Genomic DNA, 26,326 nt, shown 5'->3' with positions numbered 1-26,326 from the left:
ACACCGGGCCCACACCGGGCCCGCGCCGGAGCGCACCCGAGTCGACACCGTCGCCCCACCGGCCGGTGGGTGTTCCCGGCGCTCCCGTCAAGGGGCGCCGGGCGCGGTACGAAAGGAGCATGATGCCCGCTCCCTCCTCCAGGGGATCGAGACTGGACGTCCTCGTCAGGGAGATCCGCCAAGGGCTGCGCGTCCCCGTCGGCCGGTGCGAGCAGGCGGGCCGGCGGGTGGCGGACATCGTCGCCGCCCATCTGCGCCACGACGACCTGCTGACCGAGGAGCAGCTCACCCCCGACCCGGCCGCGTACAAGCAACACGTCCTGCACATCGAGCCGGACGGTACGTTCTCCGTCGTCGCCCTCGTGTGGCTGCCCGGCCAGCACACTCCGATCCACGACCACGTCTGCTGGTGTGTGATCGGCGTCCACCGGGGGGCCGAGGAGGAGATCCGCTACCGGCTCGTCGACGAGGACGGCTCACCGCACCTCGTCCCCGTCGACGTCACCGTCAACCACACCGGAACCGTCGCCCACCTCTCGCCGCCGGGGGACATCCACGAGGTCCGCAGCGCGACCGACGGACTGACCGTCTCCCTGCACGTGTACGGGGCCGACGTCGGCAGGCTCGGCACGAGTGTCCGGCGACGCTACGACCTGCCGGTGCGGTTGCCGCACGCCGCCCTCGGTGCGGCACAGCGGCCTGTCAGGCCGTAAGGGAAGCGACATCATGGGGGACAGCGTGCACAACCCGCCGACCACCCTGCCCGAGCTCTTCTCGGCGCAGGTGGCCAGAACGCCCGACGCGGTCGCGATCGTCGCCGACGGCACCGTACTGACCTACGCCGAACTGGACGCCCGGACCGAGCGGCTGGCCCGTGCCCTGGCGGCCCGCGGCGCCGGGCCGGAGACAGTCGTCGCGGTGAGCGTGCCGCGTTCCGTGGAGCTGGTCCTCGCCCTGTACGCGGTCCACCGGACGGGGGCGGCCTACCTGCCGCTCGACCCGGGGCATCCGGCCGAACGGGTCGCGCTCATGACCGAGGACGCGCGGCCCCTGACGGTGCTGACCGCCGACGACGTCCGGGACCTGTCGGCACGGGACACCTCGGAGGACCACCCCCTGCCGCCGCCGCACCCGCTGAACACCGCGTACGTGATCTACACCTCGGGGTCGACCGGACGGCCGAAGGGCGTCGCCGTACCGCACCGGGCGATCGTCAACAGGCTGCGGTGGATGCAGGACCGGTACCACCTCGGTGCCGACGACCGGGTGCTGCAGAAGACCCCGGCGGACTTCGACGTCTCGGTGTGGGAGTTCTTCTGGCCCCTGAGCGTCGGCGCGGCCCTGGTCGTGGCCGAGCCCGGCGGACACCGGGACCCGCGGTACATCGCGGAGCTGATCCGGTCCCAGCGGGTGACGGCCGTCCACTTCGTGCCGTCGATGCTCAGGCTGTTCCTCGACGAGCCCGCAGCCGCCGCGTGCACCGGTCTGCGCCGGGTCTTCGCCAGCGGAGAAGCCCTCCCCGGCGAACTGCGCGACCGGTTCTTCCCCGTCCTCGGCGGCGCCGAGCTGCACAACCTGTACGGCCCCACGGAGGCGGCCGTCGACGTCTCCCACTGGGAGTGCCGGGCCGGTGACCCGCCGGGGCCGGTCCCCATCGGCCGGCCCGTGTGGAACACCCGCCTGTACGTTCTCGACACCGACCTCCGGCCGGTGGAGCCCGGCGTCACCGGCGAACTCCACATCACCGGCGTCCAGGTGGCCCGCGGCTACGTGAACCGCCCGGACCTCACCGCGGACCGTTTCCTGCCCGACCCGTACGGACCGCCCGGCAGCCGCATGTACCGCACCGGCGACCTCGCCCGCCTGCGCCCCGACGGAGCCGTCGAGTACGCCGGCCGGACCGACCACCAGGTCAAGGTGCGGGGCATGCGCGTCGAACCGGGCGAGGTCGAGGCAGTGCTGGCGGGCCTGCCCGGCGTGGCGACCGCCGCGGTCGTGGCCCGGCCGGACGAGACGGGCGGCGCGCGACTCGCCGCCTACCTCGTCCCGGACGCCCGCGAGGCGGGCCCCCTGCTCCAGGTGTGCCGGCTCGAACGCCAGGGCCTGCTCGGCGCCGACGAGCGGCACACACTGCCCGACGGCACGCTCGTCGCGTCGGGCAACCACACCGAGACGGACTTCGTCTACCAGGAGGTCTTCGAGCGCCGCGAGTACCTCCGCAACGGCATCACCCTGCCGCCGGGCGCGTGCGTGTTCGACGTCGGCGCGCACATCGGGCTGTTCACCCTCGCCGTCGCCCGGTCCTTCCCGGACGCCGTCATCCACGCGTTCGAGCCCATACCCGACCTGTTCCGTCTGCTGGAGCTGAACACCCGCATCCACGGTGCCGACGTCCGGCTGTTCCCCTACGGGCTCGGTGAGAAGGAGGACACGGCGACGTTCACCTACTACCCGGGCCTGTCCATCATGTCCGGCAGGTTCGGCGACACGGCGCAGGAGCGCGGCGTCGTGGAGGCGTACGTACGCAACGACCCTCTGGCGACAGGCCTCGGCACGCCCGGGTCCGAGGCCGACCTCGACGTGCTGCTCACCGAACGGCTGCGGCACGAGGAGGTGGTCTGCCGGCTGCGGACCCTGTCCGACGTCATCCGCGAGTCCGCGGTGGACCGCGTCGACCTGCTGAAGATCGACGCGGAGAAGAGCGAACTCGAGGTCCTGGACGGCATCGACGACGCCCACTGGCCCCTCATCCGGCAGTTGACGATCGAGGCGCACGACGCGGGCGACCGGGTGGCCCGCGTCAAGGACCGGCTCACGGCTCACGGCTACTCCGTCGAGGTCGAGACGGCGCCCCTCCTCACGGGCACGGGACTGGTCACCGTGTACGCCCGCCGCCCGGGCGACGCGCCGGACGGTCCGGCCCGAGCCGCCGCCGAGCCCCGCCCCGGCCGGCAACTCCCCTCCGACCCGGACCTGTTCGCCGAGGAGGTCCGCCGCGCCGCGGCACGGCGTCTCCCGGAGCACATGATCCCGTCGACGTTCACGGTCCTCGACGCGTTTCCGCTGTCACCGAACGGCAAGCTCGACCACAGGGCGCTCCCGGACCCGCTCCCGCGCACCGTCGCCTCCGCCGCTCCGCGCACTGCGCAGGAGGAGCTTCTGTGCGCCCTGTTCGCGGAGGTGCTCGACCTCCCCGGGATCGGAATCCACGACAATTTCTTCCACGTGGGCGGTCATTCGCTGCTGGGCATCCGCTTGACCGAGCGCATCCGCTCGGTCTTCGGTTGCGACCTGGACATCCGCTCCCTCTTCGAGTCGCCCACCGTGGCCGGCGTGGCCCACCGTCTGATCAACCGGCCTTGAGTTCGGCGGATCGGAGGAGCCGGACGTACTACGGTGAGGGCTCGACGCCGTGTGCAGGTATCCGCAGCACCCGTCGGACGCGGACCTACCGGGGTATGGGTCCTCGCTGGACACCCCATTTCGGCTGCGGGACGCCGCCATGCGTGGGGCGGAGGTCCCTCCACCCGCGAAAACGCCAGTGCCATCCGGCAGTGCTGTGCAGCCTGTGGGACGTTCTCGCCCATGGCGTCGTCGACCACCACCCGCTCGTGGCCGGCACCTTCGCCGACGTGGCCGACCACGTGCGGGAGCGGTTCGAGGCGGGAGCCTGCGACGGCTTCCCGCTCGTCATCGACGACCATCGCCAGGGCGTCGGAACCATGGTCGACCAGGTCGTCCCATCCGCGGGCACGGTGCCTGTCCCCCCTCGACCGAGAAGGCTCCACCCCGCGCAACCATTTCGGAGCCCGCGACCAGTTCGGGCTCGACTCCCGCGTCATAGAAACGGCCCGGTATGCCCACCCCCAAGCCCTCCAGCACCATGACCCCGCAAGCGTTTCGCGACGCCATGTCCACTGTCGTCTCCCCTGTCGCCGTGGCCACCGCGATGGACGGTTCGCGCCCGCACGGCACCACGGTCAGCGCCTTCGTCTCGCTGTCCCTGACGCCCCCGATGGTGCTGGTGTCCCTGGCCAACGGCTCTCGACTCCTCGCGGTCATCCGCCGCACCGGTCGCTTGGGTCTCAACATCCTGGGCGCCCACCAGGCTGATCTCGCCATCGCCTTCGCCCGTTCCGGACCGGACAAGTTCGACGGCGTGACCTGGTTGCCGAGCCAGGATCGTCCCCGCCTGCCGGGATCGGCGGCATGGATCGCCGCCGAGGCCGGTGACTACGTCACCGCCGGGGACCACACGGTCCTGCTCGCCCATGTCCTCACGGCCGAACCGGGTGAGGGAGACCCGGTGAGTCCCAGCCCCCTCACCTACCACCAACGCTCCTTCGGCACCCATACACCGCTCGCCTACTGACGCTGCGGTGCCGGACCGCAGGGGGGCGGGTGTGGGTGCGGGAGGGTCAGTACTCCAGTTCGGGCCGCAGCGGTCCGCCGACGGCGTGGAGATGCCTCAGCACCTGGGCGTAGGAGTCGAGGAGCCCCGTCTCGTGGTAGGCGATGCCGTGCCGGGCGCAGAACGTGCGTACGAGCTGCTGGGCGTGGCGCAGGCTGGGCCGCGGCATGGACGGGAACAGGTGGTGCTCGATCTGGTAGTTCAGTCCGCCGAGCGCCAGGTCGGTGAGCCGGTGGCCGCGGATGTTGCGTGACGTCAGCACCTGGCGGCGCAGGAAGTCGACCTTGTCGTTCTTGGCGAACAGGGCCATGCCCTTGTGGTTGGGGGCGAACGAGCACCCCATGTACAGACCGAACAGCCCTTGGTGCACCAGGAGGAAGGCCACGGCCTGGAGGGGGGTCAGGAACCAGAACAGGGCGACGAGATAGCCGACGATGTGCGTCGTCAGCATGCCCGCCTCGGCCAGTCTGGCCGCCCGCCCGGTCCGCCTGCCGGTGCCGTCGAACGTCGCCCGTACACCGGCGACGTGCAGGGCGAGTCCCTCCAGCAGCAGCATGGGGAAGAAGAGCCATGCCTGGTGACGGCCGAGCCAGGCGTACGCTCCCCGGCGGACGCGGGCCTGGTCCTCGGTGAACGCGATCGCGCCGTCGGCGATGTCGGGGTCGCGGTCGACGTGGTTGGGGTGGGAGTGGTGCCGGGTGTGCTTGTTGATCCACCAGCCGTAGCTCAGACCGACCAGCAGGTCGGCGTGGACGCGGCCGAGGAGGTCGTTGACCCGCTTGGAGGCGGCGATCTGGTGGTGGCCGGCGTCGTGCCCGATGAAGGCGGTCTGGGTGAACATCACCGCGAGGAAGGCGGCGGTCACGAGCTGCCACCACGACTGCCCGAGCAGGGCGAAGGCGGTCCATCCCGCGGCCAGCAGGAGCGAGTTCGCCCCGATCTTGACGGAGTAGTAGACCGGGCGGCGCCTCAGCAGCCCGCTCTCCTTCACCTCGCGGGAGAGGGCGGCGAAGTCACTGCCGCGGCGGGTGGGCGGAGGTCCCGTCATTCGGGCGGGGTCCGCCGGGCCGTCGCCCCGGTCGATGGTCTGCGTGGTCACGTTCTACCTCTCGGGCTGCGTGGGCGTCGGCCGTGCGGGCAGGGCCCCAGGGGGGAAGCACCCCGGGCAGGTTCGCGCACGGGCCCGCCCCGGGAGGTGTCGGCCTCGGGGCAGGGATTCTGGGAATGGGCCTGCCCGGCAACGGCCTGCCTCGGAAACGTGCGGCTCAGAGCGCGCGGACCCGGTCGGCCTGCGGGCCGGCGCCGCCGCCCTCAGCAGGGGCGATGAAGCCGGAACCCTTCTCCGCGTCGAACCACTTCGCTGTGTCTCGAGCCATGTGCTGTCTCCTTCTAGATGACGAACCGGGCGGAGAGCACGGGGCCGCGCGCTTCCGGGTTGCCGGTCGCCGGCCGTCGAAGGAAACTCCGAACGAAGGCGCCCGCTGTCAGAACTCCGCGGGCGCTTCCACGTACGCAAACTTCAGCTACAACCACTCGTCACAACGTGCGGTGTGCCCGACAGGTTCCCGCTCCGGTGGAAAGGTGCCCGCGGCGCGGCCACGGCATCACCTCGACCGATCGCGCCCGACGGCCGCGAAGCCGGTCCGGCCCGTGGGAGCCGGCGGCCGCGCCGAGGCGCCGTGTCACCGCGTCGCCGTGTCGCCGTGTCGCCCCTCGTGACGTAGGCCACCCGTGTGCATTTCGCGTCGGGTGTTTGCCGTCGCGTCGGTGGGAAAGGTGCTCCGTGATCTCCGGGGCCACAATCCGGTGGACAGCACGTGAAGGCACAGGAAAAGGAGGGTTCGATGTCCTCGAAGCGACGTCGTAAGAAGAAGGCCCGTCGCAAGAACGGCGCGAACCACGGCAGCCGTCCGCAGAGCTGAGGACGGGGCGGCGCATCGGGTGGGTGGCGATCGCCACCCACCCGATGCGCGTTCGTGGGGCGGGACAGACCCGTGCGGCAGGGCGTGCTTCCCGTCTTACGGGAAACCTGAGGCGCCATGGCGAGACTCGGAGAACAACCCTCGGCGGACGCGCGGGGCGGCCCGGCGCTCAAGCGCGCGCTGACCACCCCGCTGCTGTACTTCTTCATCCTGGGCGACGTGCTCGGCGCCGGGGTCTACGTCCTGGTGGGGCAGGTGGCCGCCGACGCCGGGGGAGCGGTGTGGCTGCCGCTGGTCGTCGCGCTGCTGCTGGCGATGCTGACCGCCGCCTCCTACGCCGAGCTGGCCACGAAGTATCCGCGGGCGGGCGGAGCCTCCCACTACACCACCCGCGCCTTCGGACCGTTCGCCGGATTCGTCGCCGGTTTCTGCATGCTCGCCGCCGGCGTCGTCTCCGTGGCCGCGCTGGCCCGCGGCTTCGGGGGCGACTACCTCTCCGCCTTCGTGACGCTGCCGGTCGGGCTCGTCGCCGTGCTGTTCCTCGCCCTGCTCGCGCTGGTCAACGCGCGGGGCATCAAGGAGTCGACCCGCGCCAACGTCGTCGCCACCGTCGTCGAGGTCGGCGGCCTCCTCGTCATCGTCGTCCTCGGCGTCTGGCTGCTGCTGCGCGGCGACGGCGACGTGGCGCGGCTCGGGCAGCTCGGTACGCCGGAGAAGGGGGCCGCGGCGGCGGTGCTGAGCGGCTCCGTACTGGCGTACTACTCCTTCGTCGGCTTCGAGACGTCCGTGAACGTCGCCGAGGAGACCCGCGACCCCCGGCGTTCCTACCCGCGTGCCCTGTTCGGCGCCCTCGCCACCGCGGGCGTCGTGTACGTGCTGGTGGGGCTCGCCGCGTCCGTGGCGGTGCCGACGGCCCGACTGGCCGGGTCGAGCGGGCCGCTGCTGGAGGTCGTCGAGGCGGCCGGCGGCGTCCCGGCCCGGCTGTTCAGCGCCATCGCGCTCGTCGCCGTGGCGAACGGCGCGCTGCTCACCGGCATCATGTCCTCCCGCCTGGCCTACGGCATGGCCCGGGACGGGCTGCTGCCCGCCGCGCTGGCCAAGGTGCTGCCCGGCCGCCGTACGCCGTGGGCCGCGATCGCGGTCACGACCTTGCTGTCGATGCTCCTCGCGCTCACCGGCGACGTCGCCACCCTGGCGTCCACGCTGGTCCTGCTGCTGCTCGTGGTCTTCCTCATGGTCAACACGGCCGTACTCGTGCTGCGCCGCGACCGCGGCGAGGCCGACCACTTCCGGGCCCCGACCGTGCTCCCCGTGCTGGGCGCCCTGTCCTGCGTCGCGCTCGCCACGCAGATCGAGGCCGAGGTGTGGCTGCGCGGTCTGCTGGTCGTGGCCGTGGGGATGGTGCTGGCCGCGCTCGCCGCCGTGCGGCGGGGCCGGGGCGCGGACCCGGCCGGACGCGGGTAGCCGGTCGCGGGGCCGCTGTGCGCCGGGCGTCCGTCGTGGGGCCGCTGTGCGCCGACGTCCGTCGTGGGGCCGCTGTGTGCCGGGCGTCCGTCGTGGGGCCGCTGTGTGCCGGGCGTCCGTCGTGGGGCCGCTGTGTGCCGGGCGTCCGTCGCGGGGCCGCTGCGCCGGGCGTCCGTCGTGGGGCCGCCGGGCGTGGTGGCGCGTGGGGCCGTGGCCGAGCCGTGCGCGGGCCGACCACCGGTCGGGCCGGGCACGGGGCCTCCGTGCCAGAATGGGCGCCCCCGCAGCCCGCCGTTCCGTCCCAGAGGTACCCGTGACCAAGCCCGTTGCCCGTGAGCCGCAGCGACGCAACGCGCGGTCCAACCGGGCGCGCATCCTGGCCACGGCCCGCCGGGAGCTGGGGCGGAACCCGGACACCACGCTCGAGGAGCTGGCCCGGGCCGCCGGCGTCGTGCGGCGGACCCTCTTCGGCCACTTCCCCGGGCGCGCGGCGCTGCTGGAGGCCCTCGCGGAGGAGGCCTCCCAGGTGCTGCGGAGCGCGATGGCCGCCGGTGCGGACCGGGTGGGGCCCGCCGAGCCGGCCGAGCGCGCGCTCGCGCACTTCGTGCTGCTGATGTGGCCCGTGGGCGACCGCTACCGGATGCTCCTGGCGCTGGCCCGGCACGATCTGGGCGTGGAGCGCGTGGCCGAGATCCTGGCCCCGGCCCGGGCCGAGGTCACCGCCATCCTGGAGCGGGGGCAACGGGACGGTGTCTTCCCGGACCACCTGCCGCCGGCCGTACTGAGCGCCGGTCTGGAGGCGATGACGGTCGCCCTGCTGGAGCAGGTCAACACCGGCGCGCTGGAGGACGACGGCACCCGGGTCGCGGTCGCCCAGCTCATCGCCGCCGGTGTCCCGGAACGGCGGGCCCGGGCGGTGGTCGGGGACGTGGCACCGACGGTGAGCGCGGAGGCCGTCCCGGACGAGTGAGGCGCCGGGCCGGACGGATTCCCGCGCGCCGGGCGCCTCCGCGCCGGACCGGGTGAGCGCTCCCGCGCAGGCATTGTCCGGCACATCCCCTACCGTCCTCCATACCGCCCGCATCGCGCACCGTCCCCGTCGCGACGTCGCTCGCCACCCCCGCGGCGACCAGCGCCGCCACGGCCGCGCCCGCGCCGTCGCCGTCCGCAACGTCCGCGCCCGTCATCGCGCGCCGTACCACCTCCGCCGCCTGCCCGACGAGTCCCTCGATCAGTGACTCCCGGCCGGCGAAGTGGGCGTAGCGGGTGCGGCGCGCCACGCCGGCCGCCGCGGCGATCTCGGTGAGGCCGCGGTAGGGGTCGCGGTCGGGGTCGCGGCCCGGTTCGCGCTCGGCCGCCCGCAGGATGCGGGCGCGTGCGGTGGTCACGTCGACACCTCGATCGGAGGGACTTCGCAAGGGGCTTCGAGCGGAGCCGCGGAAGGGGCTTCGGAGGGAACTCCGCGTATTTGCACGCCCCCGTGCAACAAACTATTCTGCCACTAGTCTGCACATCGATGGGCAATTAACTTTCCCTCGCTTGCCCTAGTTCCCCAGGAGCCCCGATGCCCCTCCTAGCCGCCACACCCGTCGAGAAGATGACCGGGCCCTACACACGGCGCTGGTGGGCGCTCCTCGTGCTGTGCCTGAGCCTGCTGATCGTCGTCATGGCCAACACGTCCCTGATCGTGGCCGCGCCGGCCATGACCGCCGACCTGGGCCTGAGCAGCAGTGACCTGCAGTGGGTCATCGACGGCTACACCGTCCCGTACGCCGCGCTGATGCTGGTGCTCGGCTCGATCGGCGACAAGTACAGCCGCCGCGGGGCCCTGATCACCGGCCTGGTGATCTTCGCGGGCGGTTCGGTGATGGGCAGCCTGGTGGACGAGACGGCGCTGGTCATCGCGGCTCGGGCGATCATGGGTGTCGGTGCCGCCGTCGTCATGCCCGCCACGCTGTCGCTGCTGGTCGCGGTCTTCCCCAAGGGGGAGCGGGCCCGCGCCATCACGGCCTGGACCGCCACCTCCGGCCTCGCCATCGCGGTCGGTCCGCTGGTCGCGGGCTGGCTTCTGGAGGACCACGCCTGGGGCTCGACCTTCCTGGTCAACGTCCCCATCGCGGTCGCCGCCGTCGTCGGTGCGCTGCTCCTCGTCCCGCCGTCCAAGGCGGCCGGCGTGGGCCGGATCGACTACGTGGGCGGCCTGCTCTCCATCGTCTCCGTCGGCAGCCTGGTCTACGCGAGCATCGAGGGCCCGCACTTCGGCTGGGGCGCCGGCCCGGTCGCCGCGGCCGTCGTAGCGGGTGTCGGCCTGGTGGCCTTCGTGGCCTGGGAGCTGCGCCACCCGCACCCCATGCTGAACGTGCGCAGGTTCCTGCTGCGGCCCTTCAGCGGCTCGATGCTGGCGGTGCTGTTCTTCTTCTTCGGCACCTACGGCGCCATCTACTACGCCACGCAGTTCCTGCAGTTCGTGCTCGGCTACGGAGCCCTGGAGACCGGCGTACGGCTGCTGCCGCTGGCCGGGGCCGTGTTCGTCGGCGCCGCGGTGACCGGGAAGCTGACCCCGAAGCTGGGCGTGCGGGCCATGGTGGGCTCCGGCATGGTGATCGGCACCGTCGGTGTCTTCCTGCTGGTCCTCATCGAGAAGGACTCCACCTACGCCGACTTCCTGGCCCCGATGCTGCTGCTCGGCCTCGCGATCGGGCTGAGCGTGTCCCCGGCCACCGACACCATCATGGGCTCGTTCCCGGAGAGCGAGCTGGGCGTCGGAGGCGGCGCCAACGACACCGCGCTGGAACTCGGCGGCTCGCTGGGCATCGCCGTACTGGGTTCCCTGCTCGGCACCGCCTACCGGGACGAACTCGCCGGCCTGGTCGGAGACCGGCTCCCGGCCGCCGCCCTGGACACCGCCCAGGACTCCGTGGGCGGCGGGCTGGCCGTCGCCGAGCGGCTCGCGACGAACCCCGCCGCCGGACCGCGGCAGGCCGAGGCCCTCGCCGACGCCGTGAACCAGGCCTTCGCCCACGGCGTCGCCACGACCAGCCTGGTCGGCGGGATCATCATGGCCGCAGGTGCCCTGATCGTCATCGCCGTCCTCCCCGGCCGCCGCAGCACCCGGCAGGGGGCGGCGGAGAAGCCGGCCGAGGCCCGGGACGCGGAGTACAGCGACTCGGCCCGGTGAGCCCGAGCCGCCCTGCCCGGCACCCCGTCAGTCGGTCAGGGCGGCCAGCTCCTCCGCGGTCCGGGGGCCCGCCGCCGAGTCCGCCAGCAGACCCTGGGCGCGCAGCAGCCGGGCCGCCGCGACACCCCACGGCAGCCGCAGCCCGGCCTGCCGCAGCAGTTCGGTGCGGGCCAGGGTCGGGGCCGTCGGGCCGGTGTGCACACCGGCTGGGGTGAGCAGGGCGGCGTCGTCGGACCAGCGCAGGGCGAGGTCGACGTCGTGGGTGGCCATCACCACGGTGGTGCCGCCCGCGCGGAGCCGGTCGAGGGTGGCGAGCAGCCGTTCCTGGCCGTCCGGGTCCAGTCCGGCGGTCGGCTCGTCCAGGATCAGCACCCGGGGCCGCATCGCCACGGCCCCGGCGATCGCGGTCCGCTTGCGCTGCCCGTACGACAGCAGGTGGGTGGGCCGGTCGGCGAGCGCCGTGATGTCCAGGGCGGCGAGCGCCTCCCCGACCCGGGACCGGACCTCCGTGTGGGACAGGCCCAGGTTCAGCGGGCCGAAGGACACGTCCTGGGCCACCGACGCCGCGAACAACTGGTCGTCCGGGTCCTGCACCACCAACTGCACCGTGGTCCGCAACCGGGTCAGTCCCTTGCGGTCGTACGTCACCGGCTCCCCGCCGACCGACAACGTCCCCGTGCGCGGCCTGAGTCCGCCGCTGAGCAGCCGCATCAGCGTGGTCTTGCCGCTGCCGTTGCGGCCCAGCAGCGCGAGCGCGCGCCCCTCTCGCACCGTGAAGTCCAGGCCGGCGAGCACGTCCGGCCCCTCCTCGTACGCGAAGGACGCGCCCCGCAGCACGACCAGGGCCGTCCCTGCCTCCGCCGCCTTCGTCGACTCGGCTCCCGCCGCCGATCCCGCCGAATCCGTCTCCGTCGACTCGCTCACGACAACGGCCCTTCCAGTACGAGGGTGAGGGCGGCCAGCGCCGCCAGCAGCGCGACGCTCGCCGCCGTGAAGGGCACCGAGACGCGGGCCTCGGGCACCAGGACGCGCAGGGTGCCGTCGTAGCCGCGCCCCGCCAGTCCGGTCTGGAGCCGCGCCGCCCGGTCGAAGGCCCGTACGAACGCCGTCGCGCCCAGGCCGCCGAGCGAACGCCAGGCGGCGGCCCGGGTGGTGTGCCCCAGCCGCGAGGCCTGCGCCTCCCTGACCCGGCGCACGGAGTCCAGCAGCAGGAAGCTCATGCGGTACGTCACCAGCGCCACGTCGACGACCGGCGCGGGCACCCCGGCCCGCACCAGGCGGGGCAGCAGGTCGGACATCGGCGTGGTGAACGCGAACAGCAGCACCCCGAGGGAGGCCGCCGAGGTACGCAGCAGCAGTTCACCGGCGCGCACCGGGCCGCCGTCCGCCGCCGTCAGGAACCCGCCCGGGCCACCGACCCGCACCAGCAGCGGCAGCGCGCCGGTCACGCAGAAGCCCAGCGGCACGCGGTACGCCCGCCACAGCCGGCGCCCGGGCACCCGCGCCGGGCCGAGGAGCACGGCGAGCGCCGTCACCAGGACCAGCGCCGCCCCGGGCCAGGGCGGCAGCGAGATCGCGAGCACGGTCAGGCCCAGTGCGAGCACGGCCTTGTCCACGGGATGGCGGCGGCGCCAGTGACTGCTGTGCGCCGCCGCGTCGATCGGCAGCACTCAGTCGCCCGTGGGGGCGTCGCCCGCGGGGGACGTCCCCGCGGCCAAGCTGCCCGCGGGGGCGTCCCGCAGCGCCGCCGCGGCCCGCTCCTCGCCCTGGCGACGGCCCCGGCGCAGCCCGAAGTAGTAGGCCAGCACTCCCGCGCCGATCGCGGCCTGCACGGCGAACAGCGCCGACTCGATCTCCCCGGACGGCGGCTCGTACAGGGGTGAGAACCACGGCTCGTAGTCCGGCTCGATCTCCGTGATCGCCGTCTCCGCCTCGGCGTCGGCGCCGGCGAACGGCTCCTCCTTGTGGTCGCCGAGCCCCAGTACCAGGGGCAGCACCGCGAGCACGGCCACCGCGAGCAGCAGCAGGGCGTTGATCTTCGCGTTGCGGCTCATCGGGCCACCGCCTCCGGCTCACCGGACGTGGTCTTGCCGGACTTGGCCGACAGGACGCCCAGCCGGGCGAGTTCACCCTTGCTGGACTGCACCAGCAGCCGCATCACGACCACCGTGAGCAGCCCCTCGCTCACCGCGAGCGGGATCTGCGTGACGGCGAAGATGGACCCGAACTTGCCGAGCGCGCCCAGGAACCCGCTGCCCGGGTCCGGGAACGCCAGCGCCAACTGCACGCTGGTGACGCAGTAGGTGGACAGGTCGGCGACGAACGCCCCGCAGAACACCGTGACCATCAGCGGCACGTCGTACCGGCGCAGCAGCCGGTAGACGCCGTACCCGGCCCAGGGGCCGACGACCGCCATCGAGAAGACGTTGGCGCCGAGCGTGGTCAGCCCGCCGTGCGCCAGCAGCAGCGCCTGGAAGAGCAGGGTGATGGTGCCCAGCACCGCCATGACCGGCGGACGGAAGAGGATGGCGCCCAGGCCGGTTCCGGTCGGGTGCGAACAACTCCCGGTGACGGACGGCAGTTTCAGCGCCGACAGGACGAACGTGAAGGCCCCGGAGGCGCCGAGGAGCAAGGTGCTCTCCGGATGCTCCCTGACCTCACGGGTGAGTGAACGTACTCCGTGTACGACGAACGGCGCGGACGCGACACCCCAGGCGATCGCGTGCGCCGGTGGCAGAAAGCCCTCGGCTATGTGCATGGCTCAGCAGACCCTCTCCAGCACCTCGTGGATGGACGACGCGCCTTGGCCGGTCTCCTGGCTTACGGGTACCACCGCCCGTGCTCCGCCTTCCCGGGTCACGAGGACCCAGTGGCTGCCCGTGAGGGCCGGAGCCGGACTTCCCGATTCACAGTGGCGAGGGCCGCACCGGCATCACACCGGATTTCCCGTTCACCAAGGCGTGGCGACAGTAGTGCTCCCTCAAGGGTGGTGACAAGCGGGCCTCCGGGCCGGCCGGCGCCCGGAGGCCCAGTCGGGAGGGTGACGCGGCGGCACCTGCGGGTCCACGCCCCGTCAGCCGGACCGGTCCCGCTCCGTCCGCCGGACCACCACGTCGCGCATCCGCTGGGCCAGCGCGGTGGCGGCGGCGGTGAGGAACACGAAGCTGTAGGTGATCTGCAGCACCGTCACGACCCGCGCGGCCTGGCCCCGCGGCGTGATGTCCCCGTAGCCGACGGTGGCGAGCGTGACCACGGTGAAGTACAGCGCGTCGACGCGGGTGCGCAGGCCGGTGAACTCGTCCGGCTGCTTGGCGAGGGCGTAGTACGCGGCCGAGAAGACGTGCACGGACAGGACGATCAGCAGGGTGATGACCACACCGGGCCGGGTGTCCGGGCGCTCGAGGAGGACGTGGCGGATCTGCCGGAGCAGCAGCGCCGCCACGGCGGTCAGCAGCAGGGCGAACAGCAGCCAGCTCAGCACGGGCCGCCGCGGGCCCAGAAGGTCGAGGGGAAGCAGGAAGTAGGCCACGACCACGACGGCCGCGATACCGGCCCGCACCAGCCAGGGCAGGGCCGCACGCCAGGCGGCGGCACGCGGTCGGGTGCGGCCTGTGCGGCCTGTGCGGTCCGTACGCCCCGCTGCGGCCCGGCGCTTTGTCACCGTGCCGTCTCCGTGGCCGGGCCCGATGCCGATCCCGGGCCCGGTTTCCGGTCCGGTCCGGTCCGGTGCACCAGTTGGGCGACGACGAAGGCGACGACCGACGCGGTGACGATCAGCGGCATCTGGTCGTACGCGTCCCCGCCGACCAGCAGCACCGCCAGCACGGAGCTGGCCAGCGGCAACCCGGTCACCGCGGCCGACGCGGCGGAGATCCCGAGGGCGAGGGCCGGGGTCGCGCCGAAGCCGGGGAGGCCGGAGCAGGCCATGGCCGTCGCCGTGCCCAGCAGTACGGCCGGGAAGATCGGGCCGCCGCGCAGGCTGCCCAGCGCGATGCCCCAGGCCAGTCCCTTGCAGACGACGAGCGCGACCAGCGCGCCCACGGACCAGGCGTGCGGGTCCGCGGCGAGCCGAGCGAGGGTGGCCTGTCCGGACAGCGCCGCCTCCGCCGGGGAACGCCCGGTGATCAGAGCGTACGCGGCGATGCAGACGCCGACCGCCGTGGCGCAGGCCACGGTGCGGACGGCGGTGCGGTGCCGTGTCCAGGAGACGGTGCGGTGGCCCAGCTCGCGGGCCAGCGTGACCAGTACGGCGATCAGTGCCGCCGTGGGCACGCCCCACAGGAAGTCGCCCGCGTCCGGGTTGGCGCCCGGCGGCACGTCGTGCAGGGCCAGCCCGCCGATCTTCAGGCCGGTCCACTGACCGAAGCCGGTGAAGACCACGGCGCCCGCCGCGCTGGCCAGCAGACAGGGCAACAGCAGGACGACCAACTGCGCACCGCCGAGGCCCGCCCCCTCGATGAGCAGCACCGCCGCCGCCACCGGTCCGCCGAGGATGGTGGAGATCGCCGCGGTGGAGCCGGCCGTCGCCAGGATCGCGCTCGCCCTCGGGTCTCCGGCCGCCCCCGCCCGCCGCACCGCCAGCAGGGCGAGCCCGCTGCCGACGGCCATCAGCGGGGCCTCAGGGCCCAGCACCACACCGAGCGGCAGCGTGGCGAGTGCCGCCAGGACGGCGCCGGGCAGCGCGCGCGGGCCGACGGGCGCGCCGCCCAGCCCGTTCACCGGCAGATGGCCGCCGCCACCCGGCAACCGGGTCACGATCGGCGCCAGGACCAGCCCGGCCAGCACCAGCGCGGGCAGCGGCCACCACCAGGGCGGGGCGTCGTACCCGGCCGCCTCCGGCAGCGACGTCCACACCCAGTGCTGGAACTCGTGCTGGAGACCGACGAAGAAGAAGCAGGCCAGCGCGATGGGCACGCCCAGCAGCACGCACAGCAGCAACAACCGCAGATAGCCGGGGCCGAGCAGGGTGCGCCGCAGGGACTGCTCGGCCCGGGCCGGCACCGCGTTCGCCGGCTCGGGCCGAGAGGTCACGGGCCCTCCTCCGTCCGCCTACGTCTACGTCGCGCGCGTTCGCATGTGCGCTTCAGTAAACGCGAGGCGGGGGAGGGTCGCACGCGCACGATGCCGTGCCCGGTGACCGGGCGGCGGGACGCGCTCGCACCCGGTTCACCCGTCCGGCGGGCCCGCATGGCCGCGCGGGTCGGGTGCCCGCAGGCTCGGAGTGTCCTGTCGGCGCCCCCGGGGTGCCGGTGGGCGCAGGCCCGTACGGGGACACGCAGAAAGGACTCCGCTCATGAGCCAGCACGCCGCACCCTCTCCCGGCAGGCCGACCCACGGCGCCGACGGCCCGTGGCCCCCGCGATCGGCGGACCGCACCAGCGACTGGGTGACCGGGGGTGTCGTCTTCGCGGGCGTACTGATGCTGCTGAACGGCGCCCTCGCCGTCCTGCAGGGCATCGCGGCCATCGCCGAGGACGACGTGTACGCCCGCGTCGGCAGCTACGTCTACGAACTCAACCTCACCGGCTGGGGCATCATCCACGTCATCCTGGGCGCCCTCGTTCTCGCCACCGGTTACGGCCTGCTCAAGGACATGTCCTGGGCGCGTTTCGCGGGCATCGTCCTGGCCTCGCTGAGCCTCGTCGCCCAGTTCCTCTTCCTGCCGTACGCGCCCGTCTGGTCCGTGATCATGATGGCGATCGACGTGTTCGTGATCTGGGCCCTGGCCAGCCGCCAGGACCAGGCCGGCCGACGGGCCTGAACTACCGCGAGCGCGCCGACGCCTCGCCGAGCACCGGGCGGGGCGTCGGCGCGCCGGCGGCCGGGGCCCGCGACGTCGCGCCCCGCGAGCCCCGCGCGTCGCACCGGCGCCGTCGCCGCGCCGGCGGCGGCCGGCCCCGCGCCCGGCGGGGTTCAGGGGCCTGGGCCGGGGCGCGGGGCCCGGGCCGGGTGTCCGGGGCCTGTGGCGTCTCGTGACGCGTGGTGTCCGGTGGCGGGTGTCCGCCTCAGCGGCGTCGCAGAGCTCGCGTCAGTGCCGTCGCCGCGCCGGCGGCGGCCAGCCCCGTGCCCGCGAGGGCCAGGGACTTGGCCCGGCGGCCCGGGGACACCGGCCGGGCGCCGGGCGCGGTGCCGTACGCGCTGCCCGGCACGTCCGGGTCGCCCGAGGCGTCGGGGAGCGCCGAGGCCAGCAGCTCCGCCAGGTGCACGCCCTCGTGGCCGCCGCTGTCGAACTCGTGGATCTGGGTGCGGCAGCTGAACCCGTCGGCGAGCACGACGGTCGCCTCGTCCTCCTCCCGCAGCCTCGGCAGCAGCACCCGCTCCGCGCACGCCTCGCTGACGTCCAGGTGGCCGCGCTCGAAGCCGAAGTTGCCGGCCAGCCCGCAGCAGCCGGAGTCCAGCCGCTCGGCGTCCACCCCGGCCCGCCCCAGCAGTTCGCGGTCGGCGTCCCAGCCCATGATCGCGTGCTGGTGGCAGTGCACCTGGGCCAGCGCCCGCGCGGACCGCTCGGGCACCCGCGGCGGCTCGTAGCCGGGGGAGTGCTCGGTGAGCAGCTCCGACAGCGTCACCGTCTGGTCGCGCAGCCTCAGCACGTCCTGGTCGCCGGGGAACATCTCCGCCGCGTCCGCCCGGAACACGGCCGTGCAGCTCGGCTCCAGCGCCACCACCAGGCCGCCCGCCCGCACGTGCTCGGCCAGCCCTCGCACGGTCCGGGTCAGGATCTTCCGCGCCGTCCCGAGCTGCCCGGTGGAGATCCAGGTCAGTCCGCAGCACAGCGGCTCGGCCGGCAGCTCCACCCGCCAGCCGGCGTGTTCCAGCACCCGGACCGCCGCCCGCCCGATGTGCGGATGGAAATGGTTCGTGAAGGTGTCCGGCCACAGCAGCACCGTTCCGCGCCGCCCGTCGCCGTCCGGCTCGTGGTGAGCGAACCACTGCTCGAAGGTCTGCTCCGCGAACAGCGGCACCTCACGGTCCGCCACCCCCGCGACGGCCACCGCGGCCTTCGACAGCAGCGGAGCGTGCGTGAGCGCGTTGACGACCGGCGCGAGGCGGGTGCGGCCCACGACCCGCGCGAGCGCGGGCAGCCAGCCCATCGACCAGTCGGAGCGAGGCCTGCGCCACGGCCGTCCCTCGTAGTGGTGGGACAGGAACTCCGCCTTGTACGTGGCCATGTCCACGTCCGCCGGACAGTCCTTCTTGCACCCCTTGCAGGCCAGACACAGATCGAGGGCGTCCCGGACCGCCTCCGAGCGCCAGCCGTCCTGGATCGCGCTGTCGCCGTGCCCGTCGAGCATCTCGAACAGCAGCCGGGCCCGGCCCCGGGTGGAGTGCTCCTCCTCCCGCGTCACCTGGTACGACGGGCACATCACCGTGCCGTCGCTGGTGTGCTGCCGGCACTTTCCGACCCCGACGCACCGGTTGGCCGCCTGGGAGAACGACCCACCGTCGTGCGGGAAGCGGAAGCGCAGGTCGCGGGGCTCGTACGGGGCCCAGTCACCGCCCAGGCGCAGGTTCTCGTCCAGCCCGTACGGCGCGACGACCTTCCCCGGGTTCATCCGGTCGAGCGGGTCGAAGACCGCCTTCAGCCGTCCGAACGCCTCGACGAGACCGTCCCCGAACATCCGCGACAGCAGCTCACCCCGGCTCTGTCCGTCCCCGTGCTCGCCGGAGAGCGATCCGCCGAACTCGACGACGAGGTCGGCCGCCCGCTCCATGAACCTCCGGTACGTCGCCACCCCGTCCGCGGTGTACAGGCCGAAGGGGATCCGGGTGTGCACGCAGCCCTGCCCGAAGTGGCCGTACAGGCTCGGCCCGGTGTCGCTCAGGTAGCCGAACTCCTCGAACAGCGCGCGCAGCCGCCGCAGGTAGTGGCCCAGTTTCTCCGGGGCGACCGCCGAGTCCTCCCAGCCCTCGAAGGTGTCGGGCTTGCCCGGGATGTGCGCGGTGGCGCCGAGCCCGGCCTCGCGCACCTGCCACAGGTCCTGTTCGTGCGCCGGGTCGTCCATGAAGGCGCAGTCGGCGTCGTGCTCGGAGCGGTGCACCGCGTCGAGCATCCGGTGGGCCCGCGCGCCCGCCTCCTCGACGGTGTCGCCGCCGAACTGCACCATCAGGTAGGCGTTCCCGTCGGGCAGCTCGGCCAGCGCCTTCTCGTTGAGGTGCTTGATCCGCTCGTCGCGGACCAGCCGGGCGTCGACGCCCTCCAGCGCGATCGGGTCGTGCGGCAGGACGTCGGGCACCGCGTCGGCGGCCTTGTCGATGGTGTCGAACCCCAGTACCACCAGGGTGCGTTCCCTCACCACCGGCACCAGCTCCAGCTCCGCCCGCAGGACGGTGACCAGCGTCGACTCGCTGCCCACCAGCAGCCCGGCGACGTCGAAGCCGTACTCCGGCAGCAGCGAGTCCAGGTTGTAGCCGGAGACCCGGCGCGGGATGTCCGGGAACCGGCGGCGGATCTCGTCCGCGTAGGTGTCGCGCAGGGTACGCAGCCGCCGGTAGACGGTCGCCCGCAGATCGCCCTGGCGCTCGATCTCGGCGTACTCCTCGTCGCCGGTCTCCCCGCACCAGAAACGGGTGCCGTCGTAGAGCAGAACCTCCAGGCGGGCGACGTTGTCGACGACCTTGCCGTGCGCCTGTGCGGTGGCGCCGCAGGAGTTGTTGCCGATCATGCCGCCGATCGTGCAGTTGGCGTGGGTGGCGGGCTCGGGCCCGTAGCGCAGGCCGTACGGCGCGAGCTGCCGGTTGAGGTCGTCCAGCACGATCCCGGGCTGCACGACACACGTGCGGGCGTCGGTGTCCACCGACTCCACCCGCGTGCAGTACTTCGACCAGTCGAGCACCACACCCGCGTTGGTGCACTGCCCGGCCAGGCTCGTCCCACCGCCCCGCGACAGGACCGGCGCACCGAACTCCCGCGCGACGGCCACCGCCTCGGCGCCGGCCTCGGGGGTACGCGGGACGACCACGCCGATGGGCGTCTGCCGGAAGTTCGAGGCGTCCGTGGAGTACGCCGCCCGGCTCCCGGCGTCGAAGCGGACCTCACCGTCGACCCGCTCGCGCAGAGCGGCTCGGAGCGATGCGGTGTCCACCGGCGGCGGTGCCCCGTCGCGGGTGACGGGGCCGGGCAGATCCAGGGCACCCATGGGCTCTCCTTCGGATGTCGGCACGACTGCGGCGCCCGCGTGCGGAGCGGCCGTCGCTGAGTACCCCGGTGGCCGCGGAGCCAATCAGCCGCGGGGCCGATCACCGGACACGGAGCGTCGCCAACCGTGTCGCTGTTGGGCCGAACGGGTGACTTGGCGTAAGAATTGGCTGGTGCAGGCAATGAAGGCGAGTGAGATCGGGGGGAGCCGGTGAACAGCCACGACGTCACCGATGAACAGTGGGAAGGGCTCGCCCAGGTCGTTCCGTTGCGCGGGCGCGACGCATGGCCGTCCGCGGTCGGCCACCGGGCGATGCCGGAGGCGGAGACGGAGACCCGCCGCCGTTTCGTCGTGCTGCGGGTCAACGTGTTCGCGGACGCCCGGGAGGTCGCCGAGATCCTCATGGCGGGCATCCCGGTCCTGCTGGACCTGACCAATGCCGAGACCGAGGTCGCCAAGCGGGTCCTGGACTTCAGTACGGGCGTCGTCTTCGGCCTGGCCAGCGGCATGCACCGCGTCGACCGCAACGTCTTCCTGCTGACACCGGCCGGTACCGAGGTGAACGGGCTGATGGAGAGCGCGGCGGAGGTACCCGGCGTGTGAGGGAACCGGCGGGGCGGAGTGCGGCGCCGTTCGGCGGGGCGGAGCGCGGTGCCGCTGGCGGGGAGGGCGCCCGGACCTCCCAGGTGTGACGGGCGCCCCGGCCCTGACGGCCCCGTCCCCCGATCGTGGGAACGTCCTGCGGGCGGAACGGTTCACCATGACGGCGGGCTTCTACGGTCCGCGTATGGCCGTGTCAACTGCGTCAACGGTGTCCGCCGCTCCCGCCCCGCCCCATCCGGACCGGCCCCGCATCACGGAGCTGCGGCTGTCCGCCTTCGCCGGGCACCGGCGCGCCGTGCTGCGGCTCGGGCCGCTCACGGTGCTCGCCGGGCCCAGCGGCAGCGGCAAGACCAGCGCGCTGAGGGCGTACGACGCACTGGCCCGGCTCGGGGGCGGCGCCCAACTCGGCGCGGTGTTCCCCGACCCGGTCGCCTGCGTGCCCGAGCGGGCCCGGCCCGACGCCCAGCACCGCCGGGGCTTCCGCATCGGCTGCACGGCCGACGGCGCCGCGGGCCCGGTGCACCTGGACGTCGCCGTGCAGGCCGAGCCCGAGTTGCGCATCGTGGGGGAGCGGTTGACGGCGGACGGCGTCGTACTGCTGCAGACGGCCCTGCGCGACCCCGGCCGGCGTGCCGTGCAGGCGGCCTGGCACACCGCCGGGGCGGCGCCCGTGACCCGGGCCCCGCTGCCGGACGACCGGCTCGGCACGCCGCTGCTGCCGCTGCGGGTGGCCGGCAAGACGGACGGGCAGCGCAGGGTGCTGGCCGCGGCCGAGCAGATGGTCGTCGCCCTGCGCTCCGTCTTCGCCTGCGACCCGCGGCCCGGCCGGATGCGGGAGCCCGTGCCCACCGGCTCCGGGCGCCTGCTCGGCGGCTGCGACAACCTCGCCGACGTGCTGTGGCGCACCCGCGCCGAGTGCGGGCGGCGGCACGCGCAGTTCGTCGCGGCGGTACGCGCCGGATGCGCGGGCCCCGTCGCGGACGTCCTGGCCGAGCCCGTCGCCGGCGGTGTGGTGCGCGCGCTGCTGGACCGGGGCGACGGCACCCGCACCGGCCTCGCGCGCCTCGGCTACGGCGAGCTGCGCTACCTCGCCCTCGCCCTGGTGCTGTTCACCGGCCCCGGTGTGCTCGAGGTCGACCCGGCCGGCGAGGTGCCCGCGGCCTTGCAGACCCTCACGGTCCTCACCGACGGCTTCGACCGGGGCCTGGACGCGCGGCAGCGGACCGAACTGCTCCGACTGGCGGCCCGGATGTGCGACCGGGGGCACATCCGCCTCGTCGCGGCGGCCTCGGACGCCACGTGGGCGGCCGGTACGGACGGCGTCACGGTGGTAGACCTGGGCCCGTGACCGATCATCCCCAGGACCTCGCGGCGTTGCAGCGCAGGCTGGCCGAGTTCGCGGCCGCGCGGCACTGGCAGCCGTACCACACGCCCAAGAACCTCGCCGCCGCGCTCAGCGTGGAGGCGTCCGAACTCGTCGAGATCTTCCAGTGGCTGACACCCGAGCAGTCGGCCCGGGTCATGACCGACCCGGACACCGCGCACCGGGTCCGGGACGAGGTCGCCGACGTGCTGGCGTATCTGCTCCAGTTCTGCGAGGTGCTCGGCGTCGACCCGCTGGCCGCGCTGGAGGCGAAGATCGAGCGGAACGAACTCCGGTTCCCGGTACGGGAGGACCGGGAGGACCGGGACGACCGGGAGGGCTGACGGCGAGGCCGAGCGGGGCCCGAGTGGTGGGGAGTCAGGCACTCCGTTATCACTCTCCGCAGTCAACAACCGGCCAGAAATCAATTTGTTGTCCGAAGATTTCCCCCTTCCTCTGGCTTTTCGTCCCACACGCCTTCACTCTGGGTAGTGAACAACGGAGTTCGGGCGGACGCGTCATGAGCGCGTCGGAAACAGACGGGGGCAGCGCATGGACGCTGTGCGGCTCATCGTGACGAGTGGCCGTGCCCTGGAAGCCGGCGGCGAGGTGCCGGACATCCTGACGGAGGTGTGGCAGGTGCAGGCCCTGGCGCAGGCGATCGGCAGTCGGCTGGCGGTCTCCGGACCACCCGAACTGCGCGGCGAGGCACTGGGGCTGACCGAGCTCGCGGGCCGCGGCTGCGGAGTGCTGCGTACTCCGGAGCTGGCCCCGGGTGAGCTGCGCGCCGCCCAGCTCACCGAACTGGGCGACGCGCGCCAGGCCCTGATGCGCCTCGGCACCCTGCTGGGCGAGACCGGCATCGCCCTGGTCGGCATCGCCTGCGCCGCGGACGACGAGGCAACGTACTGGCAGTGCATGGAGGCCATCGACGCGGCGGACGAGTCGCGGGACCGGGTCATGGAGATGCTGCGCAAGCTGGCGGACCGCGACGCGGAGTTACCGGAGCGGGAGGCCGGCTAGCCGGAAGCCCCGAGCCACCGGCACACCCCGCTCCCGCACGCCTCAACCGGCCCGCTCCTCCATGCCTACCGGCCGCACCCGGCACGCCTCAGCCGACGCGCTCCTGCTGGCCTATCGGCCGCACCCGGCATGCCTCACAGCCGGCGCGCCCCCGCGAGACGTGTCGGCCGCACCCGGTACGCCCCGGCCGGCGCGCTCCTCCTGGTCCGTCGGTTGCGCCCCCGCATGCCTCACGGCAGGCGCGCCCCCGCGAGACGTGTCGTACGCCCCGGCCGGCGCGCTGCTCCCGGCCCGTCGGCTGTGCCCCCGGCACAACTCGGCCCGTGCGCCCCGCCAGGCCGTCGGCCGCTCCCTCCGCACGTTGACGCGAATTCACCCACCGGGGGACCGGGAATGCGCCGGGCCGACGGGCACCTGTCCGGCAGACCCTCGCCGAGCAGGCAGGATGGAGACATGGATCTCCGTATCTTCACCGAGCCCCAGCAGGGGGCCACCTACGACACCTTGCTCACCGTGGCCAAGGCCACCGAGGACCTGGGCTTCGACGCCTTCTTCCGCAGCGACCACTACCTCCGCATGGGCTCCGTGGACGGCCTTCCCGGTCCCACCGACGCCTGGATCACCCTGGCCGGCCTCGCTCGCGAGACCAAGCGCATCCGGCTCGGCACCCTCATGACCGCCGGCACCTTCCGGCTGCCCGGCGTCCTCGCCATCCAGGTCGCGCAGGTCGACCAGATGTCGGGCGGCCGGGTCGAACTGGGCCTGGGCGCCGGCTGGTTCGAGGAGGAGCACAAGGCGTACGGCATCCCCTTCCCGAAGGAGAAGCTCGCCCGCCTGGAAGAGCAGTTGGCGATCGTCACCGGTCTGTGGGCCACCGAGACCGGCAAGACCTTCGACTTCCACGGCACGTTCTACGACATCACCGAGTCGCCCGCGCTGCCCAAGCCCGCGCAGGCCAAGGTGCCCGTGCTCATCGGCGGCCACGGCGCCACCCGCACGCCGCGGCTGGCCGGTCAGTACGCCGACGAGTTCAACATGCCGTTCGCCTCGATCGAGGACACCGAGCGCCAGTTCGGCCGGGTGCGGGCCGCCGCCGAGGCGGCCGGCCGCGCGGCGGACGCCCTCACCTACTCCAACGCCCTCGTCGCCTGCGTCGGCAAGGACGACGCCGAGGTCGCCCGACGCGCCGCCGTCATCGGCCGCGAGGTCGAGGAGCTGAAGGCCAACGGCCTCGCGGGCTCCCCGGCCGAGGTCGTCGAGAAGATCGGCCGCTACGCCGAGGCCGGCGCCCAGCGGATCTACCTCCAGATCCTCGACCTCGACGACCTGGACCACCTGGAGCTGATCTCCTCCCAGGTCCAGTCCCAGCTCACGTGAGGCCGTCCTTCCAATAACCGAAGGCGCCGGTCACCCGCCCCGTGCGATGGTATGACCGTCGTCACGCCGGAGCCCCCGGGAACAACACCCTGGGGGCTCCCGTGCGTACGGCGACCCGCAACCATCCGCCGGCCGGAGAGGCCCTCCGCATGTTCCTGACCATCACCACCACCGGTACTCCCGAGCGCCCCGCGACCGACCTCGGTTTCCTGCTGCACAAGCATCCCGACAAGGCGCAGGCGTTCTCCACCTCCTTCGGCACGGCCCACGTGCTCTATCCGGAGGCGGAGGAGCAGCGCTGCACGGCCGCGCTGCTGCTGGAGGTCGACGCGGTGGCGCTGGTGCGGCGCGGCAAGGGCAAGGGCCGCGGCGGCGCCCCCGACGCGGCACTCGCGCAGTACGTCAACGACCGCCCCTAGCGAGCTCGTTCGTACCCTGCTTCTAACGCACGGTCGTAGGTGACGTGTTGAAACAACGGTGCTTCACCCTGGCCGAGTCGGGTCAACGGGCCGGCCAACGTCGGCGGCGGGTGGCCAACCGCAGCGTCGATGTTCCGCCGCCTCCTCGGCCTGTCGCTCTCCGGACCTCTCTCCGTGAGCGCGAGTCGAATTCCCTGGATGCCGAGCAGCGACCTCAGGAACGCTTGGTTCGAGTCTCGGTACGCCTGCACCAGCTCAGGCGTCGCGTAGAGCGTCAATTCGGTGACGACCAGGCGGGACTGCTCATCCTGATGACCGGGGTCGAGATCGCGCGCTGGGTGAGGCTGGCCGAGATCAAGGTGCCTACTGTGCCGATGACCGACCCCAGTAACCCGGCACCGGTACCGATCAGGGCGAGAGTTACCGGTGTGATCGTCACAGCATGAGCGTAGGCACGGGAGTGACGCCAGGAGGGTGAATCGGGCGAAGCCCCGGAGAGCCGACCTCCGGGGCTACCGTGCGTTCAGAGCACGCCGAGCGCCGACAACACCACCACGGCCAGCGTCAGCGAACCCGCGAACACGCCGCCGCCAAAGATCACCGCCTTGCGCTTGGGTGTTCCCGGGTCGTGGTTGAGGAGAGCTGCCAGCCCACCGACGATGACGGATACCAAGGCGCAGATGACGACGATCAGCACCTTGACACCGAGAGAGAGATTCAACGGTCCGAGTACCTTTCCGGTGGTTCGGACCGTGGCACGCAGCGCTCAGCCCGACCACCACGTGAAACAACGTGAGGTCATGCTGAGGCCGTGCCGACGTTCAGGCTCTCGGTGCCTTGCCAAGGCTCGTGTGGCCGTGCTGCTCCATCCAAGATCCCCCGTGCGATCTGTGATAACGCTCGCGGGCCGCACTGAACCGTGACAGAGAAGCAGCAGCGGCACTACCCGGACACGTCGGAATCCAGGCCGCGAGGTTATAGAAATCACCGCAACTCTACACCGAGTCATCGTAGTTAGCGGTTGAACAGCCATAGGCCAGAGGCGGCATCCCCCTGGGCCTCGTGCTGGCCGGGGCTTCCTCGACGACGCGACGTCTCGGAGGCGATCCTCGACCGGCTGCGCACCGCGATCGGCGAGGCCGGCCTGTGGGACGAACTGGCCACCGACTGGCTGCTGCTGGACGCCGAGCTGATGCCCTGGTCCCTGAAGGCGTCCGGACTGCTGCGTTCCCAGTACGCCGCGGTGGGCGCCGCCTCCGGGGCCGTGTTCCCGGGCGCGCTGGCCGCCCTGGAGGGCGCCGGGGCGCGCGGCGTCGACGTCACCGGCCTGCTCGAGCACCAGCGCGCCAGGTCCGCCGCCGCCTTTACGGACGCCACCGCCGGTACTGCTGGAGCACCGACGGCTTGGACGGCGTCCGCCCACGAGGCG

At 73.1% G+C, this 26,326-nt stretch carries 22 protein-coding genes, 3 pseudogenes and 1 riboswitch; of the genes and pseudogenes, 15 read left to right on the top strand and 10 right to left on the bottom strand.

What is annotated here, in order from left to right; translation table 11 throughout:
- Positions 1-119 precede the first annotated feature (119 nt).
- The 3 genes and pseudogenes from B1H29_RS09165 to B1H29_RS09155 all read left to right on the top strand — a co-directional run bounded on the left by B1H29_RS09165 (position 120) and on the right by B1H29_RS09155 (position 4,372).
- On the top strand, positions 120-713 hold the full coding sequence (locus B1H29_RS09165) for a cysteine dioxygenase family protein (RefSeq protein ID WP_055419768.1): 594 nt from the start codon (positions 120-122) through the stop codon (positions 711-713).
- A 34-nt stretch (positions 714-747) separates the two neighbouring features.
- Positions 748-3,363: pseudogene (locus B1H29_RS40005) on the top strand (amino acid adenylation domain-containing protein); the annotation flags it as partial.
- Between the two features lie 547 nt (positions 3,364-3,910).
- Positions 3,911-4,372, top strand: a complete 462-nt coding sequence (locus B1H29_RS09155) for a flavin reductase family protein (protein ID WP_234393082.1) — start codon at positions 3,911-3,913, stop codon at positions 4,370-4,372.
- A gap of 46 nt (positions 4,373-4,418) precedes the next feature.
- Here the strand turns inward: B1H29_RS09155 and B1H29_RS09150 are convergent, their stop codons facing one another.
- A complete protein-coding gene (locus tag B1H29_RS09150; protein WP_079160115.1) occupies positions 4,419-5,510 on the bottom strand; it encodes a fatty acid desaturase family protein in 1,092 nt (363 codons plus the stop codon).
- Positions 5,511-5,676: 166 nt separating this feature from the next.
- Positions 5,677-5,787, bottom strand: a complete 111-nt coding sequence (locus B1H29_RS39855; RefSeq protein ID WP_167392521.1) for a cold-shock protein — start codon at positions 5,785-5,787, stop codon at positions 5,677-5,679.
- 468 nt (positions 5,788-6,255) lie between these two features.
- Here B1H29_RS39855 and B1H29_RS40175 point away from each other — a divergent pair, with 468 nt between their 5' ends.
- From B1H29_RS40175 to B1H29_RS09130, 4 genes are all read left to right on the top strand, one after another.
- A complete protein-coding gene (locus tag B1H29_RS40175; RefSeq protein ID WP_370443954.1) occupies positions 6,256-6,333 on the top strand; it encodes a 50S ribosomal protein bL37 in 78 nt (25 codons plus the stop codon).
- A gap of 117 nt (positions 6,334-6,450) precedes the next feature.
- Positions 6,451-7,797: an APC family permease gene (locus tag B1H29_RS09145; protein WP_055419766.1), complete on the top strand. Its 1,347-nt coding sequence runs from the start codon at positions 6,451-6,453 to the stop codon at positions 7,795-7,797.
- A gap of 313 nt (positions 7,798-8,110) precedes the next feature.
- Positions 8,111-8,767, top strand: a complete 657-nt coding sequence (locus B1H29_RS09140; RefSeq protein WP_055419765.1) for a TetR/AcrR family transcriptional regulator — start codon at positions 8,111-8,113, stop codon at positions 8,765-8,767.
- A gap of 594 nt (positions 8,768-9,361) precedes the next feature.
- Positions 9,362-10,975 (top strand): MFS transporter, encoded by a 1,614-nt coding sequence (locus tag B1H29_RS09130; RefSeq protein WP_055419763.1) that lies wholly within the window; start codon positions 9,362-9,364, stop codon positions 10,973-10,975.
- 27 nt (positions 10,976-11,002) lie between these two features.
- On the opposite strand, the gene B1H29_RS09125 is transcribed toward B1H29_RS09130, so the two are convergent.
- The 6 genes from B1H29_RS09125 to B1H29_RS09100 form a co-directional block, all read right to left on the bottom strand.
- Positions 11,003-11,818 carry an ATP-binding cassette domain-containing protein gene (locus tag B1H29_RS09125; RefSeq protein ID WP_055419983.1) on the bottom strand — a complete coding sequence of 272 codons (816 nt, stop codon included), beginning with the start codon at positions 11,816-11,818 and terminating at the stop codon, positions 11,003-11,005.
- Positions 11,819-11,895: 77 nt separating this feature from the next.
- Positions 11,896-12,645, bottom strand: a complete 750-nt coding sequence (gene cbiQ, locus B1H29_RS09120; protein ID WP_055419762.1) for a cobalt ECF transporter T component CbiQ — start codon at positions 12,643-12,645, stop codon at positions 11,896-11,898.
- On the bottom strand, positions 12,646-13,029 hold the full coding sequence (locus B1H29_RS09115) for an energy-coupling factor ABC transporter substrate-binding protein (protein ID WP_055419761.1): 384 nt from the start codon (positions 13,027-13,029) through the stop codon (positions 12,646-12,648).
- Positions 13,026-13,733 carry an energy-coupling factor ABC transporter permease gene (locus B1H29_RS09110; protein ID WP_055419760.1) on the bottom strand — a complete coding sequence of 236 codons (708 nt, stop codon included), beginning with the start codon at positions 13,731-13,733 and terminating at the stop codon, positions 13,026-13,028. Before B1H29_RS09110 ends, B1H29_RS09115 begins: the two co-directional genes overlap by 4 nt.
- Positions 13,734-13,763: 30 nt before the next feature.
- Positions 13,764-13,948: riboswitch (cobalamin riboswitch) on the bottom strand.
- A 100-nt stretch (positions 13,949-14,048) separates the two neighbouring features.
- Positions 14,049-14,546: a potassium channel family protein gene (locus tag B1H29_RS09105; RefSeq protein WP_234393093.1), complete on the bottom strand. Its 498-nt coding sequence runs from the start codon at positions 14,544-14,546 to the stop codon at positions 14,049-14,051.
- An 86-nt stretch (positions 14,547-14,632) separates the two neighbouring features.
- Positions 14,633-16,006 (bottom strand): chloride channel protein, encoded by a 1,374-nt coding sequence (locus tag B1H29_RS09100; RefSeq protein WP_055419759.1) that lies wholly within the window; start codon positions 16,004-16,006, stop codon positions 14,633-14,635.
- Positions 16,007-16,268: 262 nt separating this feature from the next.
- Here B1H29_RS09100 and B1H29_RS09095 point away from each other — a divergent pair, with 262 nt between their 5' ends.
- Positions 16,269-16,736 carry a DUF7144 family membrane protein gene (locus tag B1H29_RS09095; protein WP_055419758.1) on the top strand — a complete coding sequence of 156 codons (468 nt, stop codon included), beginning with the start codon at positions 16,269-16,271 and terminating at the stop codon, positions 16,734-16,736.
- A 244-nt stretch (positions 16,737-16,980) separates the two neighbouring features.
- Here the strand turns inward: B1H29_RS09095 and B1H29_RS09090 are convergent, their stop codons facing one another.
- Positions 16,981-20,112 (bottom strand): FAD-binding and (Fe-S)-binding domain-containing protein, encoded by a 3,132-nt coding sequence (locus tag B1H29_RS09090; protein WP_055419757.1) that lies wholly within the window; start codon positions 20,110-20,112, stop codon positions 16,981-16,983.
- 210 nt (positions 20,113-20,322) lie between these two features.
- Between B1H29_RS09090 and B1H29_RS09085 the strand changes: the two genes are divergently transcribed.
- From B1H29_RS09085 to B1H29_RS09060, 6 genes and pseudogenes are all read left to right on the top strand, one after another.
- Positions 20,323-20,715 carry a cell division protein SepF gene (locus B1H29_RS09085; protein WP_055419756.1) on the top strand — a complete coding sequence of 131 codons (393 nt, stop codon included), beginning with the start codon at positions 20,323-20,325 and terminating at the stop codon, positions 20,713-20,715.
- A gap of 184 nt (positions 20,716-20,899) precedes the next feature.
- Positions 20,900-22,063, top strand: coding sequence for an ATP-binding protein (locus B1H29_RS09080; protein ID WP_055419981.1), 1,164 nt, complete (start codon positions 20,900-20,902; stop codon positions 22,061-22,063).
- Positions 22,060-22,422, top strand: coding sequence for a nucleotide pyrophosphohydrolase (locus tag B1H29_RS09075; protein WP_055419755.1), 363 nt, complete (start codon positions 22,060-22,062; stop codon positions 22,420-22,422). The genes B1H29_RS09080 and B1H29_RS09075 overlap by 4 nt, the downstream gene beginning before the upstream one ends.
- Before the next feature lie 208 nt (positions 22,423-22,630).
- The gene (locus B1H29_RS09070; RefSeq protein ID WP_055419754.1) at positions 22,631-23,101 is read left to right on the top strand and encodes a DUF6099 family protein; all 471 of its coding nucleotides are present in this window, start codon (positions 22,631-22,633) and stop codon (positions 23,099-23,101) included.
- Between the two features lie 453 nt (positions 23,102-23,554).
- Positions 23,555-24,478 carry an LLM class F420-dependent oxidoreductase gene (locus tag B1H29_RS09065; RefSeq protein WP_055419753.1) on the top strand — a complete coding sequence of 308 codons (924 nt, stop codon included), beginning with the start codon at positions 23,555-23,557 and terminating at the stop codon, positions 24,476-24,478.
- A gap of 149 nt (positions 24,479-24,627) precedes the next feature.
- Positions 24,628-24,894, top strand: a pseudogene (locus B1H29_RS09060) (3' terminal RNA ribose 2'-O-methyltransferase Hen1); the annotation flags it as partial.
- A 526-nt stretch (positions 24,895-25,420) separates the two neighbouring features.
- Here the strand turns inward: B1H29_RS09060 and B1H29_RS09050 are convergent.
- Positions 25,421-25,594, bottom strand: coding sequence for a hypothetical protein (locus B1H29_RS09050; RefSeq protein ID WP_244209025.1), 174 nt, complete (start codon positions 25,592-25,594; stop codon positions 25,421-25,423).
- Positions 25,595-25,958: 364 nt separating this feature from the next.
- Here B1H29_RS09050 and B1H29_RS09045 point away from each other — a divergent pair.
- A pseudogene (locus B1H29_RS09045) lies at positions 25,959-26,316 on the top strand (polynucleotide kinase-phosphatase); the annotation flags it as partial.
- Positions 26,317-26,326: the final 10 nt, after the last annotated feature.

It is taken from the genome of Streptomyces pactum, from assembly GCF_002005225.1.
Lineage (GTDB): Bacteria > Actinomycetota > Actinomycetes > Streptomycetales > Streptomycetaceae > Streptomyces > Streptomyces pactum_A.
The sequence above is the reverse complement of the archived record's forward strand: the minus strand, read 5'-3'. Positions and strand labels throughout refer to the sequence as shown.